A 26,345-nucleotide genomic window follows, 5' to 3' on the forward strand; every position below is an offset into this window, starting at 1 on the left:
GCCTCCGTTCTTACTGTTCATGCACAGTATATACAGTATGAACAGTAATGTCAATAGGGAAATGAAAAAATCTCCCGGGCTATGCAGCGGCGGGAAAACATGGTATAATATCTGCCCGAAATCAACGAGAGGAGGGGCCGGAACGTGGAGACCATCCCCGGGGAAAACAACCTGCTGCTGACCTGCCGCCGGGAGGAAGCCAGCGTCACCGTCACCCGGGCGGAGAGCTGGGACGCCCGGGCGGCCATCCCGGACACGGTGTGGGGACTGCCGGTGACGGCCCTGGGCCACCACGCCCTCACCCCCGGACCCCGGGCCGCCGAGGGGACGCCGGTGCGGTTCACCTGCGGCCCGGAGAGCGGTGAGCCGGACAACGGAAAGCTGCGGGAGCTGACCCTGCCGGACAGCCTCACCGCCATCGGTGACTACGCCCTGTTCCGCTGCGCCGCCCTGGAGCACCTGACCATGGGGGACCGGGTGGAAAGCTGGGGCGGGTGCGTGTTCATGAACTGCCGTGCCCTGAACCGCTTCACCCTTCACCTGGCGGACGATCGGGCGGTGACGCTGTGCCGGATTCTGGACGAGCTGTCCCGGGAGCTGGAGGTGACGCTCCGCTACCCCGACGGCGGGGAGGCGCGGCTCGTCTTCCCGGAGTATCAGGAGTCCTACGAGGAAAACGGCCCCGCCCACCACTTTGACTACAACATCTTCGGCGCCGGCTACCCCTACCACCACAGCTTCCGGAACCGCACCTTTGACCTGGGGGCCTATGACCGGCTGTGGCCCGCCTATCTGCGGACGGAGCACGACCCGGACTGCGCGCTGCGGATGGCCTGGCAGCGGCTGCGGACGCCCCGGGGGCTGAAGCCGGAGGCGGCGGAGGCGTATCTGGCCCATCTGAAGGGCCGGGCGGGAGAGGTGCTGGACTGGCTTCTCACCTGCCGGGACATGGAGGGGCTGCACTGGTTCCTCACCGCGGGAGAGCCGGACCGGGAGACGCTGTCCGGCGCCTGCGAAACCGCCCGGCGGCGGCAGCTGCCGGAGGCCCAGGCGCTGCTGCTGGAATCGCTGCACCGCCGGTTCCCGGCGGACCGGAGACGGCGGTTTGATCTGTGAATTTCCGCGAAAGGAGGGTCCCCCATGGCCAGAAGTCTGGAGGAGATTGGCGGCGACATCCTGTCCGCCGCCCGGAATGAGCTGTATCTGAACCTGCCCTATCTGGACACGGCCCTATGCGGCCTGGCCTTCGCCCCGGGCGGCGGCGTCACCGTCACCCTGGCCACCGACGGCGAGACGCTGTACTATGACGGCAGCTACCTGTCGGACCGGTATCTCCGGTCCCGGACCATGACCAACCGGGCCTACCTCCACGTGATTCTCCACTGCATGCTGCGGCATCTGGCCAAAAAGCGGGGAAGGGTGCCGGAGCTGTGGGACCTGGCCTGCGACATGGCGGTGGAGAGCATTCTGGATGACATGGACTACCCCTGCCTGGGCACCGGCAATGCCCCCACCCTCCGCCGCCGCTGGTACGGGGAGCTGCGGGGAGAGATGAAGGTGCTGACGGCGGAGGGAATCTACCGCTTCCTGCTGCGGCGGGACCCGGAGGAATATGAGCGGGCGCGGCTCCAGCGGGAGTTTTTCGCCGATGACCACGGCCTTTGGGCGCCGGAGAGCCGGGAGGAGCAGGAGCAGTCGGAGCGGCAGGACCGGAAGTGGCAGGCGGCGTCGGAGCGGACCCGGACGGGGCTGGAGACGGTGCTGGCGGGCCAGGCCGCCGGCGGCGAGGCGGTGGCCCAGCAGCTGCGGGTGGCCAACCGGGAGCCGGTGGACTACCGGGCCTTCCTGCGGCGGTTTGCCGTGCCCCGGGAGGTCATGGCGGTGGACGGCGACGCCTTCGACTACATCTTCTACACCTACGGACTGCGGCTCTACGGCAATATGCCTCTGGTGGAGCCAACCGAAACGAAGGAGGAGCGGCGCATTGAGGACTTCGTTATCGCCATCGACACCTCCATGTCCACCTCCGGCGACGTGGTGCGCCGGTTTCTGGAGTGCACCTACGCCATCCTCCGCAGCACCGGCACCTTCACCCGGAAGGTGAACATCCGCATCCTCCAGTGCGACGACCGGGTGCGCTCCGACCGGGTGATCCGGGATCTGGAGGAGCTGCGGGACTATATGGAGCATTTTGAGCTGGTGGGCGGCAGCGCCACCGACTTCCGCCCCGTGTTTGAACACGTGGCGCATCTGCAGGAGCAGGGGGCTTTTACGCAGCTGCGGGGCCTGCTGTACTTCACCGACGGCATGGGCATCTATCCGAAAAAGCGGCCCCCCTACGACACGGCGTTCATCATGATGGAGGACCCGGGGGCGTCCTTCCCGGTGCCCCCCTGGGCCATCCGGCTGACGCTGACGGAGCCGGAGCTGGAGGCGGCGGCCTCGCCGGAGGACTGGGAGACGGATCTGGACGAGATGCCGGAGCTGTAAATAAAGGAAGAGAACGATATGAACATCAAACAGGCGAAAGAAGAAATTCAGAACACCCTCCGGGCGTACCTGGCCCGGGACGAGCTGGGAAACTACCGGATTCCCGCCATCCGCCAGCGGCCCATTCTGCTGATGGGCCCTCCCGGCGTGGGCAAGACCCAGATCATGGAGCAGATCGCGGCGGAGACCGGCGTGGGGCTGGTGGCCTACACCATCACCCACCACACCCGCCAGAGCGCCGTGGGCCTGCCCTTCATCGAGCACCGCACCTACGGCGGCCGGGAGTTCACCGTCACCGAGTACACCATGAGCGAGATTCTGGCCTCTGTCTACAGCCTGATGGAGCGGACGGGGCTGAAAGAGGGCATCCTCTTTCTGGACGAGATAAACTGCGTCTCCGAGACTTTGGCGCCCATGATGCTGCAGGTCCTCCAGTGCAAGACCTTCGGCAACCAGGCGCTGCCGGAGGGCTGGACCATTGTGGCGGCGGGCAACCCGCCGGAGTACAACAAGTCCGTCCGGGACTTCGACGTGGTGACGCTGGACCGGGTGAAGCGGATGGACGTGGAGGCGGATTTCGCCGTGTGGAAGGAGTACGCCCGGCGGCGGAACCTCCACGGGGCGGTGGTGTCCTATCTGGACATCAAAAAGGAGAACTTCTACCACATTGAAACCACCGTGGACGGCCTGCAGTTTGTCACCGCCCGGGGCTGGGAGGACCTGAGCGAGCTGATCTGCGCCTACGAGCAGCTGGGCATCCCGGTGGACCGGCAGGTGGTGGGGCAGTACATCCAGACCCCCGCCATCGCCCGGGACTTTGCCAACTACCTGGCCCTCTACTATAAATATCAGCGGACCTACCACGTGGAGGACATTCTCCGGGGCCGGTGGAGCGCCGCCACGGTGCTGGAGCTGCGGGCGGCGCCCTTTGACCAGCGGCTGTCGGTGATGGGGCTGCTGCTGTCCCGCCTCAGCGAGGCGGCAGCACTGGCCCACCGGCAGGACAGCCTGTGCGCCGCCCTCCACGGTGACCTGACGGCGGTGAAGCAGCGCCCCGGCGAGGACGCCGCGGCGGTGCTGGAGGAGCTGCGGGAAACGCGGCAGGAAGCGCTGCAGCGGGACAAGGAGGCCAACCGGCTCACCAAAGACGCCCGGGACCTGGGCCAGCGGGAGCTGGCGGCGCTGGAGGATTACCGCGGGGCGCTGGCCGGGGAAGCCGTCACCTGCGCCGCCGCCATGGAATTGCTGCGGCAGCGGTTTGCCCGGGAGACGGACCGGGGTGAGGCGCTGGCGCGGGACTGCGGGGAGCAGATGGACGCGGCCTTCCGCTTCCTGGAGGAGACCTTCGGCGCCGGGCAGGAGCTGGTGCTGTTTGTGACGGAGATCACCGCCGGGTATGACACCTCCTGGTTTGTGGAAACCTTCGGCTGCGACGCCTACTTCCGCCACAACCGGGAGCTGCTGTTTGACGACAGCCGCCGCCGCATCGCGGAGGACATTGCCGCCGCCCGGCACGAAACGAAGAATTGACGGAGGGACTGGGTATGGAAGCTGACCGGGAAGCCCTGCTGGATTTCAGCAGCGAGATGGGCCGGGAGTTGATGCGCAACGGCGCGGAGATCTACCGGGTGGAGGAGTCTGTGGAGCGGCTGCTGCGGGCCTACGGCTGCCGGGAGACGGAGGTGTTCGCCATTCCCTCCTGCATCATCGTCAGCATCCGGGAGGATGGGAAGAACTACACCAAGGCCGCCCGCATCAAAAGCTGCGCCAACAACCTGCGGCGGCTGGAAAAGCTGAACGCCCTGTGCCGCGGCATCTGCCGGGACACCCCGCCTCTGGAGGACAACCGCCGCCGCATGGACGAGGTGATGAACGAGCCCTGCTACCCCACCTGGGTCAGCTATCTGGCCCACGGGTTCGTGGCCGCCTTCTTCACGCTGTTCTGGGGCGGCGGGGTGCTGGACGCCGCGGCGGCCTTCCCCTGCGGCCTCATCGTCCGGTGGGTGGTGACGGCCATGCGGGGGCTGCGGGCCAACGTGTTTTTCACCAACCTGCTGGCGGGAATGCTGTGCTCGCTGCCGCCGCTGCTGCTGCAGCGGGCGGTGCCGGGGCTGAAGCCGGACCAGATCATCATCGGCACCATCATGCTGCTGGTGCCGGGCATCGCCATCACCAACGTCATGCGGGACGTGCTGGCGGAGGACTTCCTGACGGCCCTGACCCGGCTGGCGGAGGTGCTGATTGTGGCGGTGGGCATCGCCGCCGGGGTGGCCATGGCCATCACCCTGGTGCGCCTGACGCCGCTGTGAGAAAGGGGGAGGCGTGATGGAGCTGTTTTTGCCCTGCGTTTACGCGTTTCTGGCCTGTGCCGCCTTCTGCGTGGTGTTTGAGCTGCGGCGGTGGCGGTATATCCTGCCCGCCTGCTTCACCGGCGCGGTGTCCTGGCTGGTGTATCTGGCGCTGCCGTCAGGCGGCGTGGCGGTGCGGTGCTTCTTCGCCACCATGGTGGTGGAGACCCTGGCCCAGATCTTCGCCCGGATGTTCAAGGCCCCGGCCACCATCTTCCTGATCATCGGCATCATCCCCCTGGTGCCCGGCGGCGGCATTTACTACACCATGTACGCCCTGCTGGGCGGCGACATGCAGCTGTTCGCCCAGAAGGGGGCGGAGACGGCGGCCTGCGCGGCGGCCATCGCCGTGGGCTGCTCCCTGGTGTCCTCGGCGGTGCAGATTCTGTCGCTGCTGCGCCAGCGGGCGGCACAGAAAAAGCGGGTATAGCCAAAAAACCCCGGAGTTCCGAACAGGAACTCCGGGGTTTTTTCGGCAGCTTACAGCTCCTCGGCGGTGACCACGCCCTGCACCTGATACAGGGCGGAGAGCAGCCCCTCGGCGGAGCAGTGCTTGTTGAGCCGCAGGTTGAAAATGACGCAGGCGTTGTGGTGCTCGCTGCCGTCGGAGCGGGTGACCTCCATGTCCAGCACCTTCACGGCCCGGTCCTGGAACAGCTGCAGCACCCGGTCCAGGCAGTCCCGGTCGGCGTATTCCAGATAGAGGTTCACCTCCGGGGCGTTCTGGAGGATGTAGTACTCCAGCCTGGAGAACAGCAGCTCCGCCAGCAGGATCAGCCCCGTGGCCAGCAGTCCGCCCTCGCAGAACCCGGCGCCGATGGACAGCCCCACAATGGCGGCGGCCCACAGTCCGGCGGCGGTGGTGAGGCCCTTCACCCGCTGGCGGCGGGTGACGATGATGGTGCCGGCACCGATGAAGCCCACTCCGGCGATGACCTGGGCGCCCAGCCGGGCCGCGTCGGTATAGTAGTGGGCGGTGCACAGGTACTGGCTGGTGAGGGTGGTCATGGCGGCGCCCAGACAGATGAGGATGTGGGTGCGGAAGCCGGCGGGGCGGCGCTTGTACTCCCGCTCCACGCCGATGAGGCCGCCGCACAGGCAGGCCAGCACCATCCGCACCGTGACGGACAGCACGGTCAGCTCCCGCAGGAAGTCAAAACAGGACAGCATGGCGGCGCCTCCTTTCAAATCTCGTCAATCATGCGGATGCACTCCAGCTTGGCGATGGCTGCCACCACCTGGGAGTGGGCCTGCTTTTTCCGCAGCCGCAGGGAGAACACGGCGCTGGGGTGCTGCGCCCGGTCCTTCCGGCCCCGCTCGATGTCCACGTCGTAGATGTCCACCTCCTGGGCCTTGATGCAGCCCAGAATCAGCCCCACGTCGTCCAGGGAGGCGAATTCGATGTACAGGTTCATGTTCCGGGCGTTTTCCACCATGACGGCCTCCGCCGCCGGCAGCACCCGGACACACAGGAAAATCAGCACCAGCCCCGGCAGCACGCACTCGTAGAACCCGGCGCCGATGGCCAGGCCCATGCAGGCGGAGGCCCACAGCCCCGCGGCGGTGGTGAGGCCCTTCACCTCCTGGCGGCCGGTGACGATGATGGTGCCGGCGCCCAGAAAGCCGATGCCGCTGATGACCTGGGCCCCGAACCGGGCCACGTCGGTCCTGAGGGGGGCGCCGCTGCTGTCGGTCCAGCCGGAGGACACCATCAGGGCCAGGTACTGGCCCAGCAGCATGGTCAGCGCCGCCCCCAGGCACACCAGCATATAGGTGCGGAAGCCCGCCGGCCGGTGGCGGCGGCCCCGCTCCATGCCGATGACGCCGCCGAAGAGCATGGCCAGCGTCATCCGCAGCAGCACAGAGGCGGCGGTGATATCCCGAAATTGTGAAAACAGCTCCAGCATTTTCCCGGCACCTCCTGTAGGTCAGATTTTTGGGGTTCCCCGGCTCAGCAGCCGGCGATCACCCGGTCAGAAAGGGGATCCAGCAGCCCCAGATCCCAGATCATCTGCAAAATGGTGTACCGCGCCCGGACCTCCTTGCAGTAGAGGAAGGTGTTTTTCAGCATCTCCCGGTCCACGCCGATCTCGCCGGGCAGACAGGGGGAGTCCAGGGAGCGCAGCAGCTCCGTCACCGTCCGGGAGGAGGGCAGGGATTTCAGCAGGGCGGTGATCTCCTCCCAGCGGGCCTCCATGGCGTCGATGCGGGCAAGGCGGCCGGCGGGATCGTTCTTCCGGGCCTTTGCCTCCATGGCGATGACGCCGTCGGCGGCGGGACCGTAGGCGGCGCGGATGTCCCGCTCCCATTGGGCGGGATCGTAGCTTCGGGCGGCGGAGCGGGCGGCGTCAAAGTCCACCGGGGTGTCCAGCAGGGCCTCCACCAGCTTCAGCACCAGCACGGTGCCCACCCCCACCTGGGTGCCGTGGGGCACAGGCCGCTGGCCCTTCTGCTCAAACATCATCTCCCAGTAGTGGGACATATGGTGCTCGCAGCCGGAGGCGGGGCGGGAGTTGCCGTACAGGCTCATGGCGACGCCGGTGAGCACCAGGCCCTCCATGATGTCCCCCAGCACCTGCGGGTCCCGGTCCTTGGCCTTGCCGGCGTCCTGCAGCACGCTCTGGACGCAGCTTTCCACCAGCTCCACAATATTTTCGCAGTAGTGCTCGCCGGTGATGACCCGGGAGAGCTTCCAGTCGCACAGGCAGGTGAACTTGCCCAGCAGGTCCCCCAGCCCGGCGGCGATCATCCGGTAGGGGGCGTTTTTCAGAATGTCGGTGTCTCCCAGAATGCACAGGGGGGTCTGGGCGTCGAAGGTGGTTTTCAGGTGGTTCACCTGAATGGCGGCGATGCTGGAGGCGAAGCCGTCCATGGGCGCGGCGGTGGCCACAGTGAAGAAGGGACGGCCCGTGCGGAAGCTGAAAAACCGGGTCATGTCATTGATGGCGCCGGTGCCCACCGCCACCATCAGGTCGCAGTCGGCGGGCATGTGGATCAGCAGCTCCCCCACGGTGGCCTCGTCAAAGTCGGTGTGGGTCAGCTGGATGATCTGGGCCTTCACGCCGGCGGCGGAGAGCAGCTCCATGCACCGCTCCCCGGCGATGCCGTAGGTGATGGGATCGCTGATGAGATACAGGCTGCCAAAGCCCAGCTCTTTCGCGAACACCGGCAGGTCCTCCAGTGCCCCCTTCCGGACGCTGACGTGCTTCAGCGGGGCGTAGTGCTCCCGGCCGCAGGAGCAGGTGAAATGCTGGTCCAGATAGTCCCCCAGGCTGTGGGGGTGATCATACATGGCGTTCATATGGCGCTCTCCTTTATTTTATGAGTGGTGTTTCTTTGGGGACAGGTCACAGGAATTCCCACAGGTACTCCCCCAGCCGGGTGTAGTCGTCCACCGACACGAAGCGGATGTCGGAGCGGGCGATGCTCTCGTCGTTGCCGCCGGGGCCGTAGTCATCGCCGCAGTAGACCACCTCTTCCCGGGAAATGCCCTGCTCCTGGCAGTAGCGGCACAGGGCGAAGTACTTGTCATAGGGCCGGGGCGCCAGGTCAAAGGAGGAGGAGCCGCCCACAAAGGCGGTGTACTCCGGAAAGGCCTCCCGCACGGCGGGCAGAAGGCGGCGGCGCAGGGAGCGGTCCGGGTCGAAGGCCAGCTTGTCCGCCTGCCGGGCTTTTGTGCCAAGAAGGGGCAGCGTGATGCTGCCGGAATCGTGGAACTCCACGTTCTCCCCGGCGTACTCCTCATAGCCGAAGCGGCGGCGCAGGGCGGTCATCCGCCGGTCCACCGACTCCCGGTCGCAGTCCACCGCCACGTCCCGCACCAGGACAATGTCGCCGGCGGCGGCGTCATAACGGCCCTCCTGCAGACCGTAGTTGCCGATGATGTCCATGGGGAAGCTCCCCAGCTGGCCGAAAATGCGGCGGACGGTGCCGGCGCCCACCATCAGCAGGCGGTATTTCTCCCGCAGCCGCTCCAGAACGGCCCGGTTGGCCGCCTCCAGCGGGGTTTTGTGCTGGGTCAGGGTACCGTCCAGGTCGAAAGCGATCAGTTTTACCGCCATTGCAAAAGCCCTCCTGCAGTATTGACAACCCGGCTCCGGGCCGGGTACACTGGATGTAACACTTATTATGAAGCAGTGATCGAATATGTCAATCCCCGGCGGGAAAATAGAAAAACGATCAAAAACATTCAGAGGAGGAACGGTATGCTGAAGGAGGAGCGGCTGCAGCGTCTGCTGCAGATTCTGGATGAACAGGGCAGCGTCACGGCGGAGCAGCTGAGCCAGAAGCTCTTTGTCAGCCTGCCCACGGTGTACCGGGACCTGCGGGAGCTGCAGCGGCGGCAGCTGGCGGTCCGCGGCGACGGCCGGATCCGCCGGAGCCGGGAGCGGTCCGTCACCACGCCGCTGGACTTTCGGCGCACCATTCACGCGGCGGAGAAGGCGGCCATCGCCAGGGCGGCGGTGAAGCTGATCCGGGACGGTAGCGTTATCTTTCTGGACGCCTCCACCACCGTGTCCTACCTCATTGACGATCTGGCGGGCTTTCAGGATCTGACGGTGCTGACCAACGGCCTGGCTACGGCGGCGCTGCTGCGTCAGGCGGGGGTCCGCACCTGCTGCGTGGGTGGCGCGCTGGTGGAGAACTCCCTGGCGGTGGGCGGCCGCATGGCCCGGGACACGGCGGCCCGGTTCCCCATTGACACCATCCTGTTCTCCGCCTACGCCGTCAGCGAAAAGGGGATGATCATCGATCCCTCGGAGGAGGAGACGGCCCTGCGGCGGTACATCCTGCAGCGGGCCGCCGTCAGTGTGCTGCTGTGCGACAAAAGCAAGTTCGGCAAAACCTCCCTGTTCAACGTGGCGCCCCTCAGCGACATCGACTATCTGGTCACCGACGCCTGCCTCACCTTCAAGGAGGCGCCGGTGAAGCGGAAGATCATCACCGTCTGAGACTTTCGAACAAGCGGCCCTGCCCGGGCATCCGGACAGGGCCGCTTGTTATTCCGCGAGAATCACCTTTTTCCGGGGGGTGGGGAAGCTCTCCGGCAGCGGGCCGTTGGAGATCAGGTAATCCACATCCCCCAGGGGCGCCAGGTTGAACACCGCGTTCTTCCCGAATTTGCTGCGGTCGCACAGAAACACGCTGGAGGTGGCCTGGCGCAGCACGTGGCGGCGCAGCTCGTTCTCCCCCTCGCTGGAGTCCACAATGACGCCCTGACCGTTGACGCCGAAGGAGGAGAAGAACATCACGTCAATGTTGAAGTTCCCCACCGCCTCCGTGGCGATGCGCCCGCCCACCGCCAGGGAGTCCGGCAGCACCTCGCCCCCCAGGCAGTAGGTGCGCACGCCCCGGTTTTTCAGGTGGATGGCGGTCATCAGACTGTTGGTGATGACAATCAGCCCCCGGATGCCCTCCAGATGCTCCGTCAGGTAGGCGGCGGTGGTGGAGGCGTCGATGAAAATGACGCTGTCCTCCCGGATAAAGGCGGCGGCAGCCCTGGCGATGACCGCTTTTTCCCGGGCGTTGATGCTGCGGCGGAAGTCGATGGGCGGCGCGGTGTTGTTTTTCGCGTCCATCCGCATGGCCCCGCCGTGACTGCGGACAATCTGATTCCGGGCCGCCAGCTCCGTCAGGTCCCGGCGGACGGTCGGCATGCTCACATCCAACTTTTCGCTGAGGTTTTTCACGGTTATGAACTCATTTTCGTCCAAAACGGAAAGCAATTTCTGAAATCGTTCCTCTTTTAACATTCTGACTGCCTCCTGATCGAAAATGATTTTTTCTCGACTTAAAGAATCATTATTGACAAAATTGACCAACCGCAGTTAAATAAGATCAGAGATTTTACATAAACTTTACAAAGGTAGATCGGCGGTTTTCTCTTAAATTATAAAAGAACCGGCCCAAAAGTCAACCTTGTGAAAGGAAGCTGTCATGCGGATTGACCCTGCCCAATACGGCGGCACCTGCCGGTGCGGAAAAGAGCACCGGATGGCCACCGCCCTGTGCGTGATTGAGCCCGGCGCCCTGAGGCATCTGGAGACGTACATGAGCGAGGCGGGCGTCTCCGGCAAACGGTGTGCCGTATACGATACCAATACTTACGAAATCCCCGGCCTGGTCCGCCCCGCGGCGGAGCAGGAGGTGGTGCTGGACGCGGCGGGCCTCCACGCCGACGAGGTTTCCACGGCGGAGCTGCTGCGGCGGCTGGAGGAGGACGTGGAGGTGCTCATCGCCGTAGGCGGCGGCACCGTCCACGACATTGTCCGCTTCTGCGCCCGGGAGCGGGGCGTCCCCTTTGTTTCCGTGCCCACGGCAGCCAGCTGCGACGGCTTTTGCTCGAATGTGGCGGCCATGACGTGGTATGGTTATAAAAAAACCATGGCCTGCGCCGCCCCCGCGCTGGTGGCGGCGGACCTGGACATCATCGCCGCCGCCCCTTGGTTCCTGACCCTCACCGGCGTGGGGGATATGCTGGGCAAGTTCGTGGCCCTGGCGGACTGGCGCATGGCCCATGCCGTCACCGGCGAGGAGGTCTGCCCGGTGATCTACGGCGTGATGCGCGGGGCGCTGGAGCAGGTGTGGACCAACTGCGCCGCCCTGCGGCAGGGGAGCCGGGAGGCCTACGAGGCGGTGACCTACGGCCTTCTCATGAGCGGCCTTGCCATGCAGATGCTGGGCACTTCCCGCCCGGCCTCCGGCGGCGAGCACCATATTTCCCATTTCATTGAGACGGAGCCGTCCGTTCTGGGCGCCCGCAGCGACGCCCTCCACGGCGAAAAGGTGGGTGTGGGCACGGTGCTGGCCAGCGCCGAGTACCACCGCCTGGCGGAGACGGAGGACATTTCGGACCGGGTGGTGCCCTTTGAGGCCATCCCGGAGGAGACGCTGCTGGAGGTGTTCGGCCCCAGGCTCTTTGAGGCTGTCCGGGACGAAAACCGGCAGGACTGTCTGGCCGGCGTGACGCCGGAGACGCTGCGGAGGGCCTGGCCGGAGATGCGGGCCATCATCGGGGACATCCCTCCGGCGGAGGAGATTTTCCGGATGCTGGAGCTGCTGGGCGCCAGGCGCACCCTGCCGGACATCGGGGTGCCGGAGGACCGGCTGGCGGTGCTGCTGCGGTGGTCCCCCATCATCCGCAACCGCCTGACGCTGATGCGGATGCGGCGGATGCTCCGGATTTGAAACAGAAAGAGAAATAAGTGAACACAGGACCTACGGACGAGAGGAGAAAGAAACGTGAGTGTTACCATTTCCATCAAGCATGCCCTGAAGAAGTACGGCGAGAACGTCATCATCCCGGACCTGAACGTGGATATCAAAGAGGGTGAGTTCTTTACCCTGCTGGGCCCCTCCGGCTGCGGCAAGACCACCCTGCTGCGGATGATCGCCGGCTTCAACAGCATCGAGGGCGGCGACTTCTACTTCAACGAAAACCGCATCAATGACCTGGACCCCGCCAAGCGCAACATCGGCATGGTGTTCCAGAACTACGCCATCTTCCCCCACATGACCGTGCGGAAGAACGTGGAGTTCGGCCTGAAGAACCGGAAGCTGCCCAAGGATGAGGTCCGGAAGAAGGCGGACGAGTTCATGAAGCTGATGCACGTGGACGAGTACGCCGAGCGCCTGCCGGAGCGTTTGTCCGGCGGCCAGCAGCAGCGTGTGGCCCTGGCCCGCGCCCTGTGCATCGAGCCGGACGTGCTGCTGTTTGACGAGCCGCTGTCCAACCTGGACGCCAAGCTCCGGGTGGAGATGCGCACCGTCATCAAGAACATCCAGCACAGCGTGGGCATCACCACCGTCTACGTCACCCACGACCAGGAGGAGGCCATGGCCGTCTCCGACCGTATCGCCGTCATGAGCGCCGGCGTCATCCAGCACGTGGGCACCCCCAAGAACATCTACCAGCGGCCCGCCAACCTGTTTGTGTCCACCTTCATCGGCCGGTCCAACGTCATGAAGGGCGAAAAGCTGGTGGTGGAGGGCGGCCGTACTTACGTGGTCACCAAGAGCGGCTACAAGGCGGAGTTCACCAACATCCTGCCGGAGTATCAGAAGGACCAGGAGGTCATCCTCTCCGTCCGGCCGGAGGAGTTCCTGCTGAACCCCGACGCCTCCGCCGAGGGCATCGCCGCCACGGTGGACGACTGCGTGTTCCTGGGCCTCAACACCCACTACTTCGTCCACCTGGAATCCGGCGAGGAGGTGGAGATCATCCAGGAGTCCTCCATCGACTCCACCCTCCAGCCCGGCACGAAGATCAGACTGACCATGAACACCAGCAAGGTCAACATCTTCACCGCCGACGGCTCCGCCAACATCCTCACCGGCGTGTGCAACGACTGCGTCTGACCCCGGGAGGTGCACCATGAAAACCAAGAGAAAATTTGAGCTGTGGACCGTGGTGTCGCTGGTGCTGCTGGCTTCCTTCCTGCTGTTCCTGGTGTATCCCATGTTCGGTCTGCTGAAGCAGGCGGTCATCACCCCGGAGGGCCAGTTCTCCCTCCGGGAGTTCGCCAAGTTCTTCAGCAAGTCCTACTACACCGATACCATCCTCAACAGCGTGAAGGTGACGGTGACGGTCACCATCGTCTCTCTGCTGCTGGGCATCCCCATCGCCTACTTCTACTCCTTCTACAAGATCAGGGGCGCCAAGGCCCTGTTCGTCCTCTCCATTCTGTGCTCCATGTCCGCGCCCTTCATCGGCGCCTACTCCTGGATCATGCTGCTGGGCCGCTCCGGCGCCATCACCCAGTTCCTGGAGGGCGTGCTGGGCATCAGCGTGGGCAGCATCTACGGCTTCAAGGGCATCCTCATCGTCCAGTCCCTGAAGTTCTTCCCCCTGGTGTTCATCTACATGAACGGCGCCTTCAAGAACATTGACAACACGCTGATGGAGGCCTCCGCCAACATGGGCTGCACCGGCGTCCGCCGCCTGGTGAGCATCGTGCTGGCCCTGTCCATGCCCACCATCCTGGCTGCGGCGCTGATGGTGTTCATGCAGGCCTTCGCCGACTTCGGCACGCCCATGCTGCTGGGCGAGGGCTTCCAGACCTTCCCCGTGCTGATCTACAATCAGTACCTGGGCGAGAACGGCCAGAACTTCAACTTCGCCGCCGCCCTGGCCACCATCGCCATCATCATCACTGCCATCGTATTCTTCTTCCAGAAGTGGGCCACCAGCCGCTTCAAGTTCTCCATGAATGCCCTGCACCCCGTGGAGAAGAAGGACTGCAAAGGCATCTCCGGCTTTTTGATGCACGCCTACTGCTACATTCTGGTGGCGGTGGCCTTCATGCCTCAGCTGTACATCATCTACCTGTCCTTCCGCAACTGCAAGGGCGCCATTTTCCACCCCGGCTTCTCTCTGGGCAACTATCAGCTGGCCGTGAAGAAGCTGCTGGTCCGCTCCATCAAGAACACCGCCGTGCTGGGCGTGGTGGCCCTGGCCATCATCATCGTCATCGCCGTGCTCATCGCCTATCTGGTGGTCCGCCGGTCCAGCGCCCTGAACAACGCCATCGACACGCTGTCCATGCTGCCCTACATCATGCCCGGCGCCGTCATTGGCCTGGCGCTGCTGATTGCCTTCGGCAAGAAGCCCTTCGCCCTCACCGGCACCCTGGCCATCATGGCCATCTCCCTGGTGATCCGGCGTCTGCCCTACACCATCCGGTCCGCCACGGCCACGCTGATGCAGATCTCCATGAGCATCGAGGAGGCCTCCATCAGCCTGGGCGCCTCCAAAGCCAAGACCTTCGTGAAGATCACCGTGCCCATGATGGCCAACGGCATCCTGTCCGGCGCCATCCTCAGCTGGGTGGCCATCGTGACGGAGCTGTCCTCCTCCATCATCCTGTACAACAACAAGTCCATCACCCTGACCATGTCCACCTACGTGGCCATCACCCGCGGCAACTACGGCCTGGCCGCCGCCTTCGCCGCCATCCTGACTGTGGTCACCACCGTGTCCCTGCTGATCTACCTGTGGGTCAGCAAGAGCGAGGACGTGAGTCTGTAACCCCCATCCCGGCTTGACCCGCGGCCGGCCCCCGAGCCGGTCCGCGTGTTGAGATAAATTCAAAAAAGGAGAAGAAAGAATGAAAAAGTTTTTTGCTCTCGCACTGGCTCTGGCCATGACGTTGTCTCTGGCCGCCTGCGGCGGTAAGTCCGGCTCCTCTTCTGCCGCCCCCGCCGCCTCTGCCCCCGCCGCCGCATCCAGCGCCGCGGCTTCCTCCGCTGCCGAGGAGCCCGCCGAGCTGTCCGGCGATCTGGTCCTGTACTCCTCCATGACCGAGGGTGACCTGGACGCCCTGATCACCTGCTTCAACGAGAAGTATCCCGACGTCAACGTGGAAGTGGTCAACGGCTCCGCCGGTGAGCTGACCACCCGTCTGGCCGGCGAGGCCTCCAACCCCGTGGGCGACCTGGTCTGGGGCGGCATGGCCGACTCTGACGGCGACCGCTATTCCGACATCTTCGAGGCCTGGGTCACCCAGTACAACGACGAGGCCATCTCCGGCTACTCCACCCCCAACGGCCTGTACTCCATGGACCACCTGTCCACCGTGGTGTTCTGCGTGAACACCGAGTTGGAGGCTCAGCTGGGCCTGAACATCCAGTCCTATCAGGACCTGCTGGATCCGAAGCTGAAGGGCCAGATCGTGTTCTCTGATCCCAACAGCTCCTCCGCCGCCTGGAACAACGTGTCCAACATCATGTCCGTGTTCGGCGCTGACTCCGACGAGGCCTGGAACTACATCGAGCAGCTGATGCCCAACCTGGTCATCGCCGGCTCCTCCTCTGCTTGCTTCAAGAGCGTGCAGCAGGGCGAGTATGTGGTGGGCCTGACCTACGAGGACGGCGCTGTCAAGCTGGTGAAGGACGGCGCTACCAACATCCGCCTGCAGTATCCCTCTGAGGGTACCTCCGCTACCGCTTTCGGCTGCGCCCTGGTGAAGAACGGCCCCAACCCCGAGAACGCCAAGGCCATGATCGACTTCCTGTGCTCCGCCGAGGGCCAGACTGCCCTGGCTGAATATCAGGAAGGCACCCTGCGTTACACCAACGCCAACTATGAGGTTCCCGCCAACGCCTGGCTGACCCCCTCCAACGAGATGAAGTGGGTTGACCGTGACGTGGAGTACCTCACCGCCAACAAGGACGCCATCCTGGAGCACTGGAACGACCTGTGGGCCACCGTTGGCAACAACTGACGGACCATCCCATCAACGACTGCGCTTGACGCGGTTTCACCGGAAGGCCGGGGCAGAGACTGCCCCGGCCTTCCGTGATAAAGATCGTCTCACAGAGTTTCGCCGCCGCTGCGGCGAAATCAAATGAAATCATTTTCTGCCGCGGCGGGTACGTGGCAGAAAATACTTCCCGGCCCGCAAACGTGCGAACCGGCCGCTGCGGCGGACGGTGAGTGCGCTGCGGCGGGCCGCAGCCCCCTCGAAAAAGCGGCGGAGCCGCTTGTTCGATCACAGGCCGGGGCAGAGACTGCCCCGGCCTTCCGTGTTCCGGCATCTGGGCCGGAGCGACTCTGAAAGGAGGAAAACAATGCTGGAACAGTTGAAACAGGAGGTCTGCGCCGCCAATCTGAAGCTGGTGGAGTACGGCCTGGTGGTGCTGACGTGGGGCAACGTCTCCGCCATTACGGAGGACCGGAGGTACGTGGTGATCAAGCCCTCCGGTGTGGATTACGCCACTATGACCCCGGAGCAGATGGTGGTGGTGGACCTGGAGGGAACCGTGGCGGAGGGAGAGCTGCGGCCCTCCTCGGACCTGCCCACCCATCTGGAGCTGTACCGTGCCTTCCCGGCGGTAAGGTCCGTGGTCCACACCCATTCCCGTTACGCCACCGCCATGGCCCAGGCGGAGCGGAGCCTCCCCTGCTACGGCACCACCCACGCCGACACCTTTTACGGCGACGTGCCCTGCACCCGCCACCTGACGGCGGAGGAGGTGGCGGAGGCCTATGAGCGGAACACGGGGCGGGTGATTGCCGAGACCTTCCGGGACCGGGACCCGGAGGCGGTGCCGGGGGTGCTGGTGTGCAAGCACGGCCCCTTCACCTGGGGCGCCAGCTGCCGCAAGGCGGTGGAAAACGCCCTGATTCTGGAGGAGACCGCCCACATGGCATTGCTGACGGAGCAGCTGGCCCCCGGCGTGGCCCCCGCCCCCCAGTACCTGCAGGACAAGCACTACTTCCGCAAGCACGGCGCCAATGCCTACTATGGCCAGAAGTGACAGACGATACACCGTGGGCGTGGACTTCGGCTCCCTGTCCGCCCGGGCGGTGCTGATGGACCTGGACACCGGCGACGCCGTTGGCTCCGCGGTGTATGACTACCCCCACGGCGTTCTCACGGAGCGGCTGCCGGACGGCACACCTCTGGGGCCGGACTGGGCGGTGCAGGACCCGGAGGACTACTGGAACGCCTTCCCCGCCCTGATTCCGCCGCTGCTGGAGGGCTGCGGCGCGGCGGCGGAGCAGGTGGCGGGCCTGGGGCTGGACGTCACCTCCTGCACCCTGCTGCCCACCACCGCCGACGGCAGGCCCCTGTGCCGCCTGCCGGAGTTTGCCTCCCGGCCCCACGCCTGGGTGAAGCTGTGGAAGCACCACGCCGCCCAGGACTGGGCGCCCCGCATCGACGCTCTGGCGGAGGAACGGGGGGAGCCGTGGCTGGCGCGGATGGGCGGCCGGGTGTCCGGGGAGTATTACCTGCCCAAGGCGGCGCAGATGGCGGCGGAGGACCCGGCGCTGTACCGGGCGGCGGAGCGCATTCCGGAGATGGGAGACTGGCTGGTGCGGCGGCTGTGCGGCCGGGAGACCCGGGGCAGCTGCGCCGCGGCCTTCAAGACCTTCTGGAGCCGGGAACGGGGCGACGTGAGCCGGGAATTCCTGGCGGCCCTCCATCCCCTGCTGGCGGACCTGAATGAAAAGCACCCCGGCGCCGTGGTGCCGCCCGGCAGCATGGCCGGGACGCTGACGGAGGAGGCGGCCCGGTGGACGGGCCTGCTGCCGGGCACGGCGGTGTCCGCGGCGGGGGTGGACGCCCACGTCACCCTGCTGGGCAGCTCCGTGGGCCGCCCCGGGGAGCTGCTGCTGATCATCGGCACCTCCACCTGCGCCATTCTGAACAGCGATGTGTACCGGCAGGTGCCGGGCCTCAACGGCGTGGTGCCGGAGGGCATCCTGCCGGGGCTCAACGCTTACGAGGGAGGCCAGTCCTGCGTGGGGGACCTGTTCGCCTGGTTCACGGACAACTGCGTCCCCGCCGCTTATGTCCGGGAAGCGCGGCGGGAGGGGAAAAGCCTCCACCAACTGCTGTCGGAAAAGGCGGCAGCCCTGGTGCCCGGGGAAAGCGGCCTGGTGGCCCTGGACTGGTGGAACGGCGTCCGCTCCACCCTGATGGACTTCGACCTGTCCGGCGTGGTGGCGGGCCTGACCCTGGCCACCCGGCCGGAGCACCTTTACCGGGCGCTGCTGGAGTCCACCGCCTACGGCGTCCGCCGCATCATGGACGCCATGGAGGAGCGGGGCGTGCCGGTGACGGCCCTGTACGCCGCCGGGGGCATCCCCCGGAAAAACCCGCTGCTGATGCAGATTTACGCCGACGTCTGCGGCCGGGAGGTGCGCCTGACGGAGGGGGAGCACAGCGGCGCCCTGGGCAGCGCCGTGCTGGCGGCGTCCGCCGCCCTGTGGGGCGAGGAGGGATTCGCCCATCTGACGGAGCTGACGGAGCGGTACCGCCGCCCCTGCGCCGCCGTGTACCGGCCCGATCCGGCCTGCGCCGACACCTATGAGCGGCTCTACGGTGTCTACTCCCGGCTGTACCGGCGGTACGGCCAGGAGGACGAACTGCTGAAGGAGCTGAAAGCCATCCGCCTGGCGGCGAAGTGAAAAAGGCGTCCCGCCCGGATGGGCGGGACGCCTTTTGGCGCGGACCGCCGCGAAAGGCGGCCGGGACCAGCACTGTGCGGCGGATTATCGGGCTTTGTGGATTTTTTACGTTTTTTTTTGCAGCACCTTGTTAAGTTAATAGTATTCTGACCTTGTGTGTAAAAAGGAGGCAGCTATGCAAAAGAAAAAGAGAGAATTTCCCCATGCGTTCGTGATCCTGTTCGCCATCCTGGCATTGATGGCAGTGCTGACATGGATCGTCCCCGCCGGCCAGTACGGCCGTGTGGAGGTCAACGGCAAGACCGTGGTGGACCCCGCCAGCTTCCAGTATGTGGAGCAGTCCCCCGTAGGCGTGATGGAGGTCTTTGAGTCCATTCCCCAGGGCATCCAGGGCGGTATCGCGCTGATTGCCATGATCCTGACCATCGGCGCCTGCATCGGCCTGGTGAACGGCACCGGCGCCCTGACGGCGGCGGTGATGGCGTTCTCCAAGAAGGTGGGCGCGAAGAACAGCAAGCTGGTATTGATCGGTGTCATGGTGTTCTTCCTGTTCATCGGTGCTTTCCCCTCCATGTTGGAGGGCTCCATCCCCTTCGCGGCGGTGATCGTCCCCATCTGCCTGTCGCTGGGCTATGACGTGATCACCGGCATCGCCGTGGTGTTCGTAGCGGACATCATCGGCTGGTCCGCCGGCCCCGCCAACTACTACACCGTGGGCAACGCCCAGGCCATCGGCGGTCTGGAGCTGTTCTCCGGCTTCGGCTACCGTATGGTGAGCCTGGTGGTGCTGGGCCTCATCGGCATCGTTTATGTGGTCCGCTACGCGGAAAAGGTGCGCCAGAATCCCGCCTGAGCATCATGGCCGGCACCGACTATTCCGACCTGATGAATGCTCAGGAGGAAGTGGAATTTGACGGCCGCAAAAAGCTCATCTGCGTGGTGTTCCTGGTGACGGTGGCCCTCATCGTCATCGGCTGCCTGAAGTGGGGATGGGGCCTGACGGAGATGTCCGGCGTGTATCTGCTCTCCGGCATGATCTGCGGCGTCATCGCCGGCTACAACAGCGGCAAGATCGCCGATGAGCTGCTGGTCGGCGCCCAGTCTGTGTTTGTGGCCGCCATGGCCATCGGCGTGGCCCGGGGCATCGGCATCGTGATGGCCAACGGCATGATCCAGGACACCATCGTCCATGCCCTGGCCCAGGTCCTCAACGGCCTGCCTGCGGCGCTGGTGGGCATCGGTATGTTCCTGGTCCAGACCATCCTCAACTTCTTCATCCCCTCCGGCAGCAGCCAGGCCCTGGTTACCATGCCCATCCTGATGCCCGTGGCCGAGATCACCGGCTTCAGCAAGCAGCTGACCATTCTGGCCTTCCAGTTCGGCGACGGCATGAGCAACCTCTGCTATCCCACCATGGGCGCTCTGATCGCCTTCCTGATGTTCGGCAGGGTTCCCTTCAACAAGTGGTTCAAGTTCATCATGCCCTTCATGCTCATCAGTTGGGCGGCCTGCATCGCCCTGCTGGTCATCGGCGCGGCCATCGGCTATTAAGCGCCTGCTTCCGTGCTCCAATCCCCTCCGGCCATCCGGCCGGAGGGGATATTTTATGCGCCTGCAAGACAGGAAGAAAATGGGAACTGTGCGAAAGCAAACGATTGCATCCGTGGCGCCTTCGGCAGACTGTCCAGCGACGGCAGGCGGTTTTTGTGGGAGTATACGAAATATCCAAATCTGCTTGACAGTTGCCGGACCGATTGTTGTATACTGTACATGAAAACGTTCCCGGAAACGTTGCCGGGAACGTTTACGAAACGAAACGGGACGAGGTGAGGCCAGTGACCATCCGCGATATTGCCCGGCGCTGCGGCGTCTCCGTCAGCACGGTCTCCCGGGTCCTCAACAACCATCCCGACGTCAGCGAAGCGGTGCGGGAGCGGGTGCTGGAAGCGGTGCGGGAGGCCCATTACGTGCCCAACAACAGCGCCCGGGACCTGGTGCGCCCCCAGTCCGACAGCATCGGCCTGGTGGTCCGCGGCATCGGGAACCTGTTCTTCTCCCCTGTGATCCACGCGGTGGAGCAGGCGGTGGACGAGGCGGGCTACACCCTGGTGCTCCACCAGATCCGCTCCGGCGAGGACGAGCTGCAGGCTGCGGCCAGTCTGGCCCGGTCCAAGCGGCTGCGGGGCCTGGTGCTGCTGGGAGGCTGCTTCGACTACACCCCCGAGGACACGGCGGCCCTGGACATCCCCTTCGTCTGCTGCACCTATACCAACAGCTTCGGCACGCTGGGCCGGGAGAGCTACTCCTCCGTGTCCATCGATGACCAGGCGGAGGCCTACCAGGCGGTGCGGGAGCTGACGCGGCGGGGCCACCGGCGCATTGCCGTGCTGCTGGACTCCGTGAACGACCACTCCATCAGTGAGCTGCGCTACAAGGGCTACTGCCGCGCCCTGGCGGACAGCGGCATCTCCCTGGACCCGGCGCTGGTGGCGGAGACGGGGGCCTTCGATCTGGCCTCGGCCTACGAGGAAACCCGGAAGCTGCTGGAGCGGACGGATTTCACCGCCGTGTTCGTCATTGCCGACTCCATGGCCGTGGCGGCCATGAAGGCCCTCCGGGACGGCGGAAAGCGGGTGCCGGAGGACTGTTCCGTCATTGCCATCGACGGCGTGGAGCTGTCGGCCTACACGATCCCCACCCTCACCACCCTGATCCAGCCCACGGGGGAGCTGGGGGATGAGGCGGTGCGCATCCTGCTGGACATGGTGGAGGGCCGGGCGGGAAACCGCCATGTGCAGCTCCACACCACCCTGCGTCCCGGCGGCAGCGTCCGGACGCTGACACCCTGATTTTTACATCGCTGATGTGAAAATAAATTTGATGAGAAGGAGTTTGTCCGTGATGAAAAAAGTCGTTACTCTGTTTCTGTCTCTCGCAATGGTCCTGAGCATGGCTGCCTGCGGCTCTCAGGGCGGTACTTCCTCCACCCCCGCTGCTCCCGCTGCCTCCGCCGGCACCGCTGCCCCCGCCGCTGCAGGCGAGGTCTACTACCTGAACTTCAAGCCCGAGCAGGATGAGGCCTGGCAGAACCTGGCCAAAGCCTACACCCAGGAGACCGGCGTGCCCGTCACCGTGGTCACCGCCGCCTCCGGCACCTATGAGCAGACCCTGATGAGCGAAATCGCCAAGAGCAATCCCCCCACCCTGTTCCAGGTCAACGGCCCCGTGGGTCTGGCCAACTGGAAGGACTACTGCCTGGACCTCACCGGCTCTGACGTGCTGGGCCAGCTGACTTCCGACGGCTTCGCCCTGAAGGACGGCGACGCCACCCTGGGCATCGCCTACGTCATCGAGTCCTACGGCATCATCGCCAACAAGACCCTGCTGGCCAAGGCCGGCTGGGACGTGGCCGACATCGACTCCTTTGAGGACCTGAAGGCCTGCGCCGAGGACATCACCGCCCGCAAGGCCGAGCTGGGCTTCGCCGCCTTCTCCTCCACCGGTATGGACGGCTCCTCCGACTGGCGCTTCAAGACCCACCTGGCCAACCTGCCCATCTACTTCGAGTATCAGGCCGACGGCATCGGCACCACCGACGCCATCAAGGGCACCTATCTGGACAACTACAAGGCCATCTTCGACCTGTATATCAACAACTCCACCTGCGATCCCGCCGTCCTGTCCGGCAAGACCGGCGACGACTCCCGCAACGAGTTCCTGGCCGGCGAGGCCGCCTTCTTCCAGAACGGTTCCTGGGAGTACGGCAACCTGGTGGGCGAGGGCAAGTTCTCCGATGACGACCTGCAGATGATCCCCATCTACATCGGCGTGGGCGACGAGGCCAACCAGGGCCTGTGCACCGGCACCGAGAACTACTGGTGCGTCAACAACTCCGCCAAGGAGGAGAACATCCAGGCCACCCTGGACTTCATGAACTGGTGCGTCACCTCTGAGGCCGGCACCAAGGCCATGGCCAACGACATGGGCTTCGTCATCCCCTTCAAGGCCGCTCAGGAGTCCCCCAACCTGTTCGTGAAGCAGGACGCCGCCTACACCGCCGCCGGCAAGAACCCCGTGTCCTGGAACTTCCCCACCATGCCCTCTGAGAACTGGAAGAACGAGCTGGGCAACGCCCTGACCGCCTATGCCGCCGGCACCGGCAGCTGGGACGCCGTGGTCTCCGCCTTCGTGGACGGCTGGGCCAGCGAGTACGCCGCCCTCAACGGCTGATTTTCCCGCAGACAAGACACAGAGATACCCAACCGGGGTGGGCAGACCGCCCACCCCGGTTTTTCAGATGCCTTCCCCGCGCGCCGGCCCCCCGGCGATCTGATCTGTTTGGAGGGATATTGTGGAAAAAGCCATCAAGCGATACTGGCCGGTGTTTGTGCTGCCCACCCTGGCGGCCTTCATCATCGGCTTCGTGTGGCCCTTTTTGCAGGGCCTGTACCTGTCTTTCTGCAAGTTCATCACCATTGACAAGGCCAGCTTCAACGGCCTGAAAAACTACATCTTCGCCCTCACCGAAGCGGACTTCCTCCACGCCTTCTGGTTCACGGCCCTGTTCACCGTGGTCTCCACCCTGTGCATCAACCTGGCGGCCCTGGCCATCGCCCTGGCCCTGACCCGGGAGATCAAGGGTACCAACCTGTTCCGCTCCGTGTTCTTCATGCCCAACCTCATCGGCGGCATCGTCCTGGGCTACATCTGGCAGATTCTGTTCAACTGCGCCCTGACGCTGCTGGGCAAGCCCCTGCTGAGCCTGCACGCCCCCTACGGCTTCGCCGGACTGGTGATCCTCATGTGCTGGCAGCAGATCGGCTACATGATGATCATTTACATCGCGGGCCTGCAGGCCATCCCCAGCGACTACCTGGAGGCCGCCCGCATCGACGGCGCCACCGACCGGCAGATTCTGTGGAAGGTGAAGCTGCCCAACCTGATGCCCTCCATCACCATCTGCCTGTTCCTGAGCCTCACCAACGGCTTCAAGCTGTTTGACCAGAACCTGGCCCTCACCAACGGCGACCCCGCCCACAAGACGGAGATGCTGGCCCTGAACATCTACCAGACCTTCTACGGCCGCTCCGGTCCCCAGTGGAAGGGCTACGGCCAGGCCAAGGCCGTCATCTTCTGCATTCTGGTGGTGGCCATCGGCCTTGTGCAGCTGAAAACCACCCGCTCCAAGGAGGTGCAGCAGTAATGAAACATACCGTCAAGGACAATATCACCTCCGTGGTGCTGGGCATTCTGTGCCTGGCGTGGGTGTACCCGGTGTTCATGATTCTGTTCAACTCCCTGAAAAAGGAGACGTCCATCAGCACCGGCACCGCCTTCCAGCTGCCCGGCAGCGACAGCTTCGCCGGCCTTGTGAACTACATTGACGCCCTGGCCTCCAAGGGCTTCCTGTCCGCCTTCTGGTACAGCCTGGTGATCACCGTCACCTCCGTGGTGCTGATTCTGGTGTGCTGCTCCATGTGCGCCTGGTTCATCACCCGGGTCAGCGGCGCGTTCAGCAAGGGCCTTTACTACCTGTTTGTGTTCTCCATGGTGGTGCCCTTCCAGATGCTGATGTTCACCCTGTCCGCCACCGCGGACCGCCTGCACCTCAGCAGCCCCTACACCATCTGCATCATCTATCTGGGCTTCGGCGCGGGACTGGCGGTGTTCATGTTCTGCGGCTTCATGAAGTCCATCCCCATCGAGATCGAGGAGGCCGCCATGATCGACGGCTGCAACCCCATCCAGACCTTCTTCCGGGTGGTGCTGCCCATCCTGAAGCCCACCCTCATCTCCGTGGGCATTCTGGAGACCATGTGGCTGTGGAATGACTACCTGCTGCCCTATCTGGTGCTGGACCGCACCAAGGGCTACATGACCATCCCCATCCTGATCCAGTATTTCCGGGGCAGCTACGGCAAGGTGGAGATGGGCCCCATGATGGCCTCCATCATGATGAACATCATCCCCATCATCATCGTCTACCTGCTGTGCCAGAAGCACATCATCAAGGGCGTGGCCGCCGGCGCCGTGAAGGGCTGAGGAGGAGTGCCCATGAAGCGAAGCTGCGGTGTTCTGCTGCCCATCTCCTCCCTCCCCTCCCCCCACGGCATCGGCACGCTGGGCAAGGAGGCCTACGGGTTTGTGGACTTCCTGGCGGCGGCGGGCCAGTCCTACTGGCAGATGCTGCCGGTGGGCCCCACCAGCTACGGCGACTCCCCCTATCAGAGCTTTTCCGCCTATGCCGGCAACCCCTATTTCGTGGACCTGGACGCCCTGGTCCGGGACGGGCTGCTGACGGCGGAGGAGACCGAAGCGTATGACTGGGGCGATGACCCCGGGAAGGTGGACTACGCCGGAATCTACGCCCACCGCCTGGCGCTGCTGCGGAAGGCGGCGGACCGGGGCTGGGACCGGGACCGCCGGCAGGTGGAGGCCTTTGCGGCGGAAAACAAGGGCTGGCTGCCGGACTATGCCCTGTTCATGGCCCTGAAGCGCCATTTCGGCATGAAGTCCTGGACGGAGTGGCCCGACGCGGACATCCGGCTCCGCCGCCCCGGCGCCGCGGAGCGGTACGGGGAGGAACTGGCCGGAGACGTGCGGCTGTTCACCTATATCCAGTACCTGTTTTTCACCCAGTGGGAGGCCCTGCGGACCTACGCCCATCAGAAGGGCGTGTCCATCATCGGCGACCTGCCCATTTACGTGGCCATGGACTCCGCCGACGTGTGGGCGGACCCCGGCAGCTTCCAGCTGGACGGGGAGAACGTGCCCAAAGAGGTCTCCGGCGTGCCGCCGGACTCCTTCAACGCCGACGGCCAGCTGTGGGGCAACCCCCTCTACAACTGGGACGCCATGAAGGCCGACGGCTACGGCTGGTGGATCCGGCGCATCGCCGGCGCCGCCCGGCTGTATGACGTGCTGCGCATTGACCACTTCCGGGGCCTGGAGAGCTACTGGGCGGTGCCCTACGGGGCCAAAACTGCCAAGGAGGGCCGCTGGGTGAAGGGGCCGGGCATGGACCTGGTGGGGGTGCTCACCGGCTGGTTCCCCAACATCCGGTTCATCGCCGAGGACCTGGGCTACCTGACGCCGGAGGTGCGGCAGCTGCTGCAGGACTCCGGCTTCCCCGGCATGAAGGTGCTGGAATTCGCCTTCGACTCCCGGGAGCCCAGCAACTACCTGCCCCACACCTACACCTCCCACTGCGTCTGCTACGCCGGCACCCACGACAATGCCCCCATCATGCTGTGGAAAGACGAGGCGGCGGAGGAGGACATCGCCATGGCCCGGCAGTACCTGGGCATCAATGACGGTGAGGGCTTCCACTGGGGCATCCTCCGGGGGGGCTTAAGCTCCGTGGCGGACCTGTTCGTGGCCCAGATGCAGGACTACCTGGGCCTGGGAGCCGGCTCCCGCATGAACACCCCCGGCATTCTGGGGGGCAACTGGCAGTGGCGGCTGCTGCCGGGCCAGCTGACGCCGGAGCTGGCGGAAAAAATGGCCGCGGCGGCCAGGCTGTACGGCCGCGCCTGAACATTGAAAAAAGCGGTATGAGAGCTTGCTCTCATACCGCTTTTTTCAATGCGGAA

24 protein-coding genes are annotated in these 26,345 nt (G+C 64.9%); 19 read left to right on the forward strand and 5 right to left on the reverse strand.

Features of this window, described 5'->3' with window-relative positions; translation table 11 throughout:
• Positions 1-144: 144 nt before the first annotated feature.
• The 5 genes from SOX55_RS06900 to SOX55_RS06920 are packed head-to-tail and all read left to right on the forward strand — an operon-like array spanning position 145 to position 5,268.
• Positions 145-1,116, forward strand: a complete 972-nt coding sequence (locus SOX55_RS06900; protein ID WP_325286704.1) for a leucine-rich repeat protein — start codon at positions 145-147, stop codon at positions 1,114-1,116.
• A gap of 24 nt (positions 1,117-1,140) precedes the next feature.
• The gene (locus tag SOX55_RS06905; protein ID WP_325286705.1) at positions 1,141-2,490 is read left to right on the forward strand and encodes a vWA domain-containing protein; all 1,350 of its coding nucleotides are present in this window, start codon (positions 1,141-1,143) and stop codon (positions 2,488-2,490) included.
• A gap of 18 nt (positions 2,491-2,508) precedes the next feature.
• Entirely contained in the window at positions 2,509-4,020 is a 1,512-nt protein-coding gene (locus tag SOX55_RS06910) for an ATP-binding protein (RefSeq protein ID WP_325286706.1), read from the forward strand.
• A 14-nt stretch (positions 4,021-4,034) separates the two neighbouring features.
• Positions 4,035-4,799: a threonine/serine exporter family protein gene (locus tag SOX55_RS06915; RefSeq protein ID WP_325286707.1), complete on the forward strand. Its 765-nt coding sequence runs from the start codon at positions 4,035-4,037 to the stop codon at positions 4,797-4,799.
• Positions 4,800-4,815: 16 nt separating this feature from the next.
• Positions 4,816-5,268 (forward strand): threonine/serine exporter family protein, encoded by a 453-nt coding sequence (locus SOX55_RS06920; RefSeq protein ID WP_325286708.1) that lies wholly within the window; start codon positions 4,816-4,818, stop codon positions 5,266-5,268.
• 50 nt (positions 5,269-5,318) lie between these two features.
• Here the strand turns inward: SOX55_RS06920 and SOX55_RS06925 are convergent, their stop codons facing one another.
• From SOX55_RS06925 to SOX55_RS06940, 4 genes are read right to left on the reverse strand one after another with little or no spacing between them, the layout of a single operon-like run.
• Positions 5,319-6,008: an MgtC/SapB family protein gene (locus tag SOX55_RS06925; RefSeq protein ID WP_325286709.1), complete on the reverse strand. Its 690-nt coding sequence runs from the start codon at positions 6,006-6,008 to the stop codon at positions 5,319-5,321.
• A 14-nt stretch (positions 6,009-6,022) separates the two neighbouring features.
• Entirely contained in the window at positions 6,023-6,745 is a 723-nt protein-coding gene (locus SOX55_RS06930; RefSeq protein ID WP_325286710.1) for an MgtC/SapB family protein, read from the reverse strand.
• A 44-nt stretch (positions 6,746-6,789) separates the two neighbouring features.
• Positions 6,790-8,139 carry a sn-glycerol-1-phosphate dehydrogenase gene (locus SOX55_RS06935; protein WP_325286711.1) on the reverse strand — a complete coding sequence of 450 codons (1,350 nt, stop codon included), beginning with the start codon at positions 8,137-8,139 and terminating at the stop codon, positions 6,790-6,792.
• 46 nt (positions 8,140-8,185) lie between these two features.
• Positions 8,186-8,899 carry an HAD-IIB family hydrolase gene (locus tag SOX55_RS06940; protein WP_325286712.1) on the reverse strand — a complete coding sequence of 238 codons (714 nt, stop codon included), beginning with the start codon at positions 8,897-8,899 and terminating at the stop codon, positions 8,186-8,188.
• Positions 8,900-9,043: 144 nt separating this feature from the next.
• On the opposite strand from SOX55_RS06940, the gene SOX55_RS06945 reads away from it, so the two are divergent.
• Entirely contained in the window at positions 9,044-9,790 is a 747-nt protein-coding gene (locus tag SOX55_RS06945) for a DeoR/GlpR family DNA-binding transcription regulator (RefSeq protein WP_325286713.1), read from the forward strand.
• Positions 9,791-9,838: 48 nt separating this feature from the next.
• Here the strand turns inward: SOX55_RS06945 and SOX55_RS06950 are convergent, their stop codons facing one another.
• A complete protein-coding gene (locus SOX55_RS06950; RefSeq protein ID WP_325286714.1) occupies positions 9,839-10,591 on the reverse strand; it encodes a DeoR/GlpR family DNA-binding transcription regulator in 753 nt (250 codons plus the stop codon).
• A gap of 184 nt (positions 10,592-10,775) precedes the next feature.
• Between SOX55_RS06950 and SOX55_RS06955 the strand changes: the two genes are divergently transcribed.
• The 13 genes from SOX55_RS06955 (at position 10,776) to malQ (ending at position 26,289) form a co-directional block, all read left to right on the forward strand.
• A complete protein-coding gene (locus tag SOX55_RS06955; RefSeq protein WP_325286715.1) occupies positions 10,776-12,026 on the forward strand; it encodes a sn-glycerol-1-phosphate dehydrogenase in 1,251 nt (416 codons plus the stop codon).
• 54 nt (positions 12,027-12,080) lie between these two features.
• Positions 12,081-13,196 (forward strand): ABC transporter ATP-binding protein, encoded by a 1,116-nt coding sequence (locus tag SOX55_RS06960; protein WP_325286716.1) that lies wholly within the window; start codon positions 12,081-12,083, stop codon positions 13,194-13,196.
• 16 nt (positions 13,197-13,212) lie between these two features.
• A complete protein-coding gene (locus SOX55_RS06965) occupies positions 13,213-14,865 on the forward strand; it encodes an ABC transporter permease (protein WP_325286717.1) in 1,653 nt (550 codons plus the stop codon).
• A 79-nt stretch (positions 14,866-14,944) separates the two neighbouring features.
• A complete protein-coding gene (locus SOX55_RS06970; RefSeq protein ID WP_325286718.1) occupies positions 14,945-16,060 on the forward strand; it encodes an extracellular solute-binding protein in 1,116 nt (371 codons plus the stop codon).
• A 346-nt stretch (positions 16,061-16,406) separates the two neighbouring features.
• The gene (locus SOX55_RS06975; protein ID WP_325286719.1) at positions 16,407-17,096 is read left to right on the forward strand and encodes an L-ribulose-5-phosphate 4-epimerase; all 690 of its coding nucleotides are present in this window, start codon (positions 16,407-16,409) and stop codon (positions 17,094-17,096) included.
• Entirely contained in the window at positions 17,083-18,753 is a 1,671-nt protein-coding gene (locus tag SOX55_RS06980; RefSeq protein WP_325286720.1) for a ribulokinase, read from the forward strand. The genes SOX55_RS06975 and SOX55_RS06980 overlap by 14 nt, the downstream gene beginning before the upstream one ends.
• A 175-nt stretch (positions 18,754-18,928) precedes the next feature.
• Entirely contained in the window at positions 18,929-19,606 is a 678-nt protein-coding gene (locus tag SOX55_RS06985; protein ID WP_325286721.1) for a hypothetical protein, read from the forward strand.
• Between the two features lie 5 nt (positions 19,607-19,611).
• Positions 19,612-20,304, forward strand: coding sequence for a hypothetical protein (locus SOX55_RS06990; protein ID WP_325286722.1), 693 nt, complete (start codon positions 19,612-19,614; stop codon positions 20,302-20,304).
• 284 nt (positions 20,305-20,588) lie between these two features.
• Positions 20,589-21,602, forward strand: a complete 1,014-nt coding sequence (locus SOX55_RS06995) for a LacI family DNA-binding transcriptional regulator (protein WP_325286723.1) — start codon at positions 20,589-20,591, stop codon at positions 21,600-21,602.
• Between the two features lie 52 nt (positions 21,603-21,654).
• Complete coding sequence (locus SOX55_RS07000) at positions 21,655-22,983, forward strand: ABC transporter substrate-binding protein (RefSeq protein ID WP_325286724.1); 1,329 nt, start codon at positions 21,655-21,657, stop codon at positions 22,981-22,983.
• 121 nt (positions 22,984-23,104) lie between these two features.
• Complete coding sequence (locus SOX55_RS07005) at positions 23,105-23,956, forward strand: carbohydrate ABC transporter permease (RefSeq protein WP_325286725.1); 852 nt, start codon at positions 23,105-23,107, stop codon at positions 23,954-23,956.
• A complete protein-coding gene (locus tag SOX55_RS07010; protein ID WP_325286726.1) occupies positions 23,956-24,795 on the forward strand; it encodes a carbohydrate ABC transporter permease in 840 nt (279 codons plus the stop codon). The genes SOX55_RS07005 and SOX55_RS07010 overlap by 1 nt, the downstream gene beginning before the upstream one ends.
• A 12-nt stretch (positions 24,796-24,807) precedes the next feature.
• Positions 24,808-26,289, forward strand: a complete 1,482-nt coding sequence (gene malQ / locus SOX55_RS07015; RefSeq protein WP_325286727.1) for a 4-alpha-glucanotransferase — start codon at positions 24,808-24,810, stop codon at positions 26,287-26,289.
• Positions 26,290-26,345: the final 56 nt, after the last annotated feature.

The sequence above is a fragment of the Dysosmobacter sp. genome (genome assembly GCF_034093755.1).
In the GTDB taxonomy this organism is placed as follows: Bacteria; Bacillota; Clostridia; order Oscillospirales; family Oscillospiraceae; genus Oscillibacter.

Excerpts from the sequence above, each read along its gene's own strand:
- SOX55_RS06925 (WP_325286709.1), bottom strand. The coding sequence starts at position 6,008 with ATGCTGTCCTGTTTTGACTTCCTGCGGGAGCTGACCGTGCTGTCCGTC.
- SOX55_RS06935 (WP_325286711.1), bottom strand. The coding sequence starts at position 8,139 with ATGAACGCCATGTATGATCACCCCCACAGCCTGGGGGACTATCTGGAC.
- SOX55_RS06950 (WP_325286714.1), bottom strand. The coding sequence starts at position 10,591 with ATGTTAAAAGAGGAACGATTTCAGAAATTGCTTTCCGTTTTGGACGAA.
- SOX55_RS06930 (WP_325286710.1), bottom strand. The coding sequence starts at position 6,745 with ATGCTGGAGCTGTTTTCACAATTTCGGGATATCACCGCCGCCTCTGTG.
- SOX55_RS06975 (WP_325286719.1), top strand. The coding sequence starts at position 16,407 with ATGCTGGAACAGTTGAAACAGGAGGTCTGCGCCGCCAATCTGAAGCTG.
- SOX55_RS06940 (WP_325286712.1), bottom strand. The coding sequence starts at position 8,899 with ATGGCGGTAAAACTGATCGCTTTCGACCTGGACGGTACCCTGACCCAG.
- SOX55_RS06980 (WP_325286720.1), top strand. The coding sequence starts at position 17,083 with ATGGCCAGAAGTGACAGACGATACACCGTGGGCGTGGACTTCGGCTCC.
- SOX55_RS06985 (WP_325286721.1), top strand. The coding sequence starts at position 18,929 with ATGCAAAAGAAAAAGAGAGAATTTCCCCATGCGTTCGTGATCCTGTTC.
- SOX55_RS06915 (WP_325286707.1), top strand. The coding sequence starts at position 4,035 with ATGGAAGCTGACCGGGAAGCCCTGCTGGATTTCAGCAGCGAGATGGGC.
- SOX55_RS06965 (WP_325286717.1), top strand. The coding sequence starts at position 13,213 with ATGAAAACCAAGAGAAAATTTGAGCTGTGGACCGTGGTGTCGCTGGTG.
- SOX55_RS07010 (WP_325286726.1), top strand. The coding sequence starts at position 23,956 with ATGAAACATACCGTCAAGGACAATATCACCTCCGTGGTGCTGGGCATT.
- SOX55_RS06905 (WP_325286705.1), top strand. The coding sequence starts at position 1,141 with ATGGCCAGAAGTCTGGAGGAGATTGGCGGCGACATCCTGTCCGCCGCC.
- SOX55_RS06990 (WP_325286722.1), top strand. The coding sequence starts at position 19,612 with ATGGCCGGCACCGACTATTCCGACCTGATGAATGCTCAGGAGGAAGTG.
- SOX55_RS06920 (WP_325286708.1), top strand. The coding sequence starts at position 4,816 with ATGGAGCTGTTTTTGCCCTGCGTTTACGCGTTTCTGGCCTGTGCCGCC.
- SOX55_RS06970 (WP_325286718.1), top strand. The coding sequence starts at position 14,945 with ATGAAAAAGTTTTTTGCTCTCGCACTGGCTCTGGCCATGACGTTGTCT.
- SOX55_RS06945 (WP_325286713.1), top strand. The coding sequence starts at position 9,044 with ATGCTGAAGGAGGAGCGGCTGCAGCGTCTGCTGCAGATTCTGGATGAA.
- SOX55_RS06955 (WP_325286715.1), top strand. The coding sequence starts at position 10,776 with ATGCGGATTGACCCTGCCCAATACGGCGGCACCTGCCGGTGCGGAAAA.
- SOX55_RS06910 (WP_325286706.1), top strand. The coding sequence starts at position 2,509 with ATGAACATCAAACAGGCGAAAGAAGAAATTCAGAACACCCTCCGGGCG.
- malQ (WP_325286727.1), top strand. The coding sequence starts at position 24,808 with ATGAAGCGAAGCTGCGGTGTTCTGCTGCCCATCTCCTCCCTCCCCTCC.
- SOX55_RS07000 (WP_325286724.1), top strand. The coding sequence starts at position 21,655 with ATGAAAAAAGTCGTTACTCTGTTTCTGTCTCTCGCAATGGTCCTGAGC.